Annotated in this window: 4 protein-coding genes; 1 reads left to right on the forward strand and 3 read right to left on the reverse strand. The window is 35.2% G+C overall.

Features of this window, described 5'->3' with window-relative positions:
* The 3 genes from ENL20_04885 to ENL20_04895 form a co-directional block, all read right to left on the reverse strand.
* Positions 1-1235, reverse strand: a 1235-nt coding sequence (locus ENL20_04885) for a hypothetical protein (protein HHE37891.1), incomplete at its 3' end; no start/stop codon positions are given.
* Between the two features lie 34 nt (positions 1236-1269).
* The gene (locus ENL20_04890; protein ID HHE37892.1) at positions 1270-1950 is read right to left on the reverse strand and encodes a noncanonical pyrimidine nucleotidase, YjjG family; all 681 of its coding nucleotides are present in this window, start codon (positions 1948-1950) and stop codon (positions 1270-1272) included.
* Positions 1947-4388, reverse strand: coding sequence for a hypothetical protein (locus tag ENL20_04895; protein ID HHE37893.1), 2442 nt, complete (start codon positions 4386-4388; stop codon positions 1947-1949). Before ENL20_04895 ends, ENL20_04890 begins: the two co-directional genes overlap by 4 nt.
* Positions 4389-4788: 400 nt before the next feature.
* On the opposite strand from ENL20_04895, the gene ENL20_04900 reads away from it, so the two are divergent.
* Positions 4789-6234 (forward strand): sigma-54-dependent Fis family transcriptional regulator, encoded by a 1446-nt coding sequence (locus tag ENL20_04900; GenBank protein HHE37894.1) that lies wholly within the window; start codon positions 4789-4791, stop codon positions 6232-6234.
* Positions 6235-6784 lie beyond the last annotated feature (550 nt).

Here is a 6784-nt window from a genome sequence, read left to right on the forward strand (position 1 = left end):
AAATCCCATTCCCAGGAGGTTGGATTTCCCAGAGAAAGATCAGTAAATTGGACTTCGAGAGGATTTGTTCCTGAAGTTGGAGTAGCCGAAAATTCAGCATCCAATTCCTCGATAATGTTTTCAGAAATAGAAATATCATCGAGCAGGATATAGGATTGATCATAAGAATTACAGTGTTCAAAAGCAAGATAGATCTCCTGCTCGGAATAAGCAGAAAGAGAAATTGTCACTTCTTGCCAATCTCCCGGAGTTAATGTTTCTTCATAAATCAAATCCGTAAAATTCTCAATGAAAATAGTGTCAGTTATTGTTGAAATCTTAACTTTGTAATGTTCAGCAAAAAAATAATCACTGAAAGGTTTTACCCAGAATTTTAGAAAATATTCATCATTTAGAACATCTATCTTGGGAAGAACAAGATAATTATCAGGAGTTAAAGCCCCGACACCGCTGATATACGAGCCGGAACGAACACAGTAAGAATCATCGTGTCCGTCTTCATCAAAAGATTCCCAATCAAATGAGTCTCCATCTTCGTCGATAAGAGTCCAGTTTCCAGGGATACCTTCTAAAAAATCTTCCTGGATCACAGTATTTGCAGGAACATTGATCCACAGATCTAACAGAAAATCACCAATATCCAGACCGGGATTATTATCCGTATAATTTGCTAAATTGACGATGTAAGATGCACCATTTAGACTTGCATCATAATCCAGATCAGGATAAGCATCTGAGGAATTGTTACTTAATGGTTCGATAAAAATTCCCGTAGAATCGACAGCAGCTATCGAACCAAGATTGATCCCAGTTTCCCAGTCATCTATAATTGTCGTTGTAAAACCTTCAAGCAGAACCAGTCGTTCTTTTGTTTCCCAATTAACAATATGAATATTGTAATTATGAGGATAATCCTGAAGTCCGTATTGCGAGTGATGGAAGTCGATCATCTCCAGGGTTGCATCTTCATAAATACTCAGATCAAAGACAGTTCCATACCCATTATTAAATTCTTGATAAGCAGCAGATTCCGCTATTCCGTCATGATAGGAAATTTCCAGCAAATCATCTCGAGTTCTGTTTATATTTTTTTGAGAAATCCGGTTATTGTAAGTCTTATGGACTTTTATCATTTCTCCTGAAAGAGAATACAGGCATAACAGGATTGCTGCGATTATTGATATTTTTTTATACATAAATTTCCTCCGCAATGGTTTTTTTTTCATCCCGACCATTACGGAGGTCTCGTTCCTCAACCATCCGTAAGGTCTAAAGTTTCTTTAATTCAGACAGGTTCTGAATTTCATAAGTTGGTTTTAAAGGCAAATTATTTTTATAATTTTTTGGATTGAACCAGCAGGTATCAATCCCGAAATCTTCTCCGCCTTTGATATCGGAATTCAAATTATCACCAACAATTATTGTTTCTTCTTTCCTGATATTTGGATAATGCTTAAAAATAAATTCAAAAATTCCGGGATGAGGTTTGGCATAACCGATCTCTTCGGAAATAAAAATATGTTCAAAAAAAGGTGCGATAATGGAATTGACAATCCTTTGATGCTGAACATCAGAAAGACCGTTCGTGATCAAAGCTATTTGGCATTTATCATGAAAATATGAGATAATTTCTAAAGCTCCTTCTAATAAATATGAACAACTCCCCAGATTTTTAAGATATTCTTTACTAATTTGTTTCGGTTTCAGGTTCATTCCTGTTTTCTCAAACAATCTCCGGAATCTTTCAACTCTTAAATTTTCTGCTGTGATCGATCCATTCTCGAATTCCTGCCAGATATTGCTGTTTATTTTTACATATTCGTCATTTAATTTACTCATTTCCGAATCTGGACAAAAAACTGTAAATGTATTATAAAAAGCTTCTTTTTCAGCTTTTTCATAATCAAAGAGAGTTCCGTCCAGATCGAAAAGTATCAATTTGTATTTCATTTTTCATCCATTAAATCTATCATTGAACGGATCAGGAATGACCGATCATCTTTCATTGTTAGAAGTAATTCTCTACTCATATTCGAATCGATTTTCTTCAATCCTCTTGCTGTTATAACTCGTATTTTTTCAGAGCTGGAATTCATATATTTTTGGAGAATGATCGTACTTTGATCAGATTTCATCTCACCGAGAGCTGATAGAACCGTTGTTTTATATTTTCCTTTTTTCAGAAAAGTTTTTAAAGTATCGATATAGGTTGAATCGGCAAGTTCACCGATCAGAGAAATTGTAGTTTTCACCCATAAACTGTCGGAAAGATTTAGACCAGGTAAAATATATTTTTTGAATTCTTCAGATTCCTTAACAAAATTTTTGATAGCTCGATACTCGAGACCTGATTTTGTTCCTAATTTCTCATCATAAATATACTTAGCAGCTTCAGTTTCCCGCCTTAAAAGTATTTCTCCGGCTTTCTTCACTTTTTTTGTATTACTGCCAACTCCCCATCCGGAAGCGATCTTGAATATTTCCGAAATTTTGGCTGATGAATCGATCTCAGTTACTTCTTCCTCCACTTTCCCGGTCATCGGTTCAGAATTTTTTACTAACATAGTATCGAGACCGATCCCGTATGTTCCTTTCTGCCAGGAAGTATCATTGAGACAGTATTCAAGCGGATATTCATCTTCTCCTCCGGTATCGAGAAAAATCCCGATACTTCCGCTTTCTCTGGTTTTATTAGCAAATCCGTAATTACTTGCAAAATTTCTTTCATATCTATCGTCTCCGGAAACATCGAGAAAAACTGCTGCGGAATTAGTCAAACCGAGTCCGTTCCCGCCTTCAACAGAATAAATATCATTTCCCTGTCTATCGATCAAAAAACCGACAGCATAATCATGAGCTGCTCCCTGTCCGGGTCCGTGTTTGGAATAATAATGGTCTTCACCTTGTTCATCATAAAGAAAACCTCCGGCAAGATGAATTCCGCTTCCTTGAGGATAATAAACAGCGTCATAAAAATCGTTTCCTCCGCAATCGATGATCATTCCAAGTGCATACCAGTAAGCAACAGCTTGAGCATAAACTCCTCCCTGATAAGAGTCATTTCCCTGTTCATCGTAGATCAATCCGATTCCTCCGGATAGATCGGGTCGAACACCGAAACCGAAACCTTGTGATAAACTGCGATGATCAAAAGGTGCCAAAGGTTCGTGCAGATATTTTCCGCCGGCATAATAAAGATCATTTCCCTGATTGTCGAGAATCATCCCCGATCCGAGAGTTCCACCAAATCCCTGTCCTAATTCTGTTACGGAATAATTATCATTTCCTGATCCGTCCATAAGGATCGACAAGCCAAAAGATGCAGCTCCGGAACTGTGCAAACCGCAGGAATAAATATCATCACCAGCTAAATCATGCGACAATTGATAACCGAAAAAAGAGGAGAAGGCAAAATCGTTTCCATGATAAATATCATCACCGAAATGATCATAATTGATACCTAATCCGAATAAAGTGAAAAACAGTTCTCCGATTCCGGTACTATGATATAGATCATCACCAGAAAGGTCTAATATCCAGTAAAAAGGGCTTCTGAAATTTGTTCTAATTTCTGTGCTGTAAACATCATTTCCACCTGGATCCAGAATAAAAGGATAAGTATTATCATAAATATCGACTTTTTTTGAACCGATACAGAAAATTCCCCAGGGAGTTTCTTTGACTAATCTTTTTTTCCAGGAAAAGTTCTTTTTTTCAAGATTATTAGATAACACATCAAATCCGGTCTGGAAAATAAAAGCAGAACGCATTAGATCAGGGAAATTTATTTTTTCAATGATGGGAATTATCTCTTCTACTTCCAGCTTCGGATATTCTTTAATATCTGATTCGCGATAATAAGCTTGGTAGCGCAAGCTATCTTCATCTTCCTGCCAGAGTTCGTAGGCAAAATATTCCAGCTTCTTTTTTTCCTCATCAGATATTTCCTGCCAGACTTTTTTGTAATAAAAATCAGCTTTTTCCCAGACATAAAAAGTGTATGAAAAAATATCTTTCGTCTTTTTAACTTTTTTCTGAAAGTAACTGCTGAAATCATTGATAATTTTCTCATCTCTAACATCAGCAGAATAAAGGATATTACAGAAATAATTGATCAATTCCCGGGGATTACTACTTTCCAGAACAACTTTTGTAGCTTCTACAAAATCCGGATATTTCATGGGATCGTTGAGGATATCGACGACTACAGGAAGTTTGAATTTTGTATCGCTCGCCCAATCTTTGAGAAAATTGAGAGCATCCGGTTGCAGGTTATTTTTTCTAAGCATCTTCTCGATGATCTGTTTTTCCTGGTCAGTCATGATCTGTGCCAGACAAAGATCGAATATCATGATAAGAATAATAAAAAGCAAAAATACTTTCATCAAAACTCCTTTTTATTTACGGAAGGATAATTTCTGAAACGAAAATATTATGTCAAGTTTGCAGTTCAATGGATATTGCATACCCTCTTTCTTTTAAAAGAATCTGACATTAAGTTGTGGGAACAATGCTTCTGTAACAGGTTCTGAATTAGTTGCTCTGATAAGCCTTCTTCTGAAGGTTCTAAAAATTGATAAAATTTTACTTGCATCTTCTGGATCATTTCAATTTTTTCTGAGGAGTTCTTTATATAAAAGTTATTGGGAATATTAATATGCCTGGATACTTTTAATGTTTACCGGTCAAACTTTGCTATTTTTTCATTTGACAACAAAATATAAAATTGAAAAAAGATTTCTCTGAAAATGTGATTCTTATTTAAGAATGTAAGTTTTCATTTTTCAGATGATTAAAAGGAAAATTATGGAGCAGAAAAAGATCCTGATCGTTGAAGATGAAGTCATTATTGCAGATGATCTAAAAAACTGCTTGTCTAACTTCGGTTATAATGTTTGCGACATTGTTTCTTCCGGGGAAGAAGCTATTATAAAAGCTGCTGAATCCAATCTCGATCTTATCTTAATGGATATCGTCCTAAATGGTGAAATTGATGGAATTACAACAGCCAGACATATTTATGATACTTATCATATTCCCATAATTTATATCACCGCTTATTCCGGAAATGATATTCTTTCAAAAGCTATAAAAACCAATCCCTTCGGTTATATAATCAAACCTTTTAAGGAAAGAGAATTATATTCAACCATCGAATTAGCCCTAAAAAAATATCTTAAAGAAAAAAGAATATCTTCTAAATACAAAAGAGCTGTAAAACGATATCGACAAACGAAAAAATTCAGCTCTTTGATTTCCGAAGAATTAGAAAAATTGATCCAGAACGAAGTTGTCGGTCAAAGTGAACAAATAACAAATGTCCTGAAACAGGCAATGACAGCTGCAAAATATAAAAACACAAATGTAATGATCGTTGGGGAAAGCGGAACCGGTAAAGAGATCGTTGCCCGTATAATTCATTATGCGAGTGAACGAAAAGAAAATTATTTTTGTGTTGTGAATAGTAGTGCAATCCCCGAAACTCTGATTGAAAGTGAATTTTTCGGTCATGTCAGAGGTGCATTTACAGGAGCCTTAAATAATAAAAAAGGATTTCTGGAAATTGCAGATAAAGGAACTTTGTTTCTCGATGAAATTGCTGATATGCCGATCAGGTTGCAGGCAAAATTATTACGAGTTATTGAAGATAAAAAGATCACCCGGATTGGAGGACAAAAGCAGTTGGCTGTGGATTTCAGGATCATTTCTGCAACCAACAAAGATATTTTTAAACTGGTTCAGGATAATAAGTTCAGGCTTGATCTTATTCATCGATTAAATACCATGGTCATTAAAATTCCTCCCTTACGGGAAAGACAGGATGATATCGAACCTTTATTTGCCTATTATGTGAAAAAAATTTCCCTGGAACTAAAAAAACCTGTCCCGGATATTGATCCGACACTTATCAATAATCTAAAAAACTATGAATTTCCGGGAAATGTGCGCGAACTGAAAAATATCGTAGAAAATGCTCTTATCCATTGTAATAAACCGGTTCTGGAATTTTCCGATTTCAGTATTCCTAATCTTTTTCCAGTAAAAAAGGAATTAGAAGAAGATATTAAGAAAAACGAGGATTTGAGTCTTGAGAACATGGAAATCCAACATCTCCGGAAAGTTCTGGAAATTGCAGGTTTTAATCAAACCAGAGCAGCCGGACTTCTGAAAATATCTCGAGATTCTTTGATCCGAAGATTAAAAAAATATAAGATCAAAATCAGAAAATATTAAATAAGATTGGACTCGACTTGCTACGAAGTGCGAGTCGAGGACAATCTTGAAACACTTGAAAGACTCAACTCGCACTTCCTTCGGTCGTAGCAAGTCGAGTCTCTTTGTCGATGCTAAAACTGAACTCCATCTGCTCCGCGATGAAGTCCAGTTGTTTTCTTACCTTTTTTCCTGCAAGTGTGCGATTCTGCTATAGCAGATTCGCAGAATTATACTTATCCCCTCAATTAAATCATTATAGAAATTACTATGTATAAACTATTTTCCTCCAATCTATTTTATTAAATAATAAAGACATACATAATCTTCAATTTCCATTTTTTCCCATTATTCAACCAATTAATCAATTTGGTTCAAAAAATGTTATTAAATTCTACATAAAATTTTTTGGATATAAAATATGACGGATGAATTTGTTTTACCGGATGGGGAAAAAATTCTGCTTTCTCAAATTTCGGAGATCGGAGAGATAGTAGATGTTCCCAAAGGCATCGATTCGGAACAAAACATTATCGGATTTACCATCAATTACAAAAACGGTGATTTGAAA

It is taken from the genome of Candidatus Cloacimonadota bacterium (genome assembly GCA_011372345.1).
Classification (GTDB): Bacteria; Cloacimonadota; Cloacimonadia; order Cloacimonadales; family TCS61; genus DRTC01.

Bases quoted from the DNA above. Each gene is read 5' to 3' on its own strand.
- ENL20_04890 (HHE37892.1), bottom strand. From the start codon at position 1,950: ATGAAATACAAATTGATACTTTTCGATCTGGACGGAACTCTCTTTGAT.
- ENL20_04900 (HHE37894.1), top strand. From the start codon at position 4,789: ATGATTAAAAGGAAAATTATGGAGCAGAAAAAGATCCTGATCGTTGAA.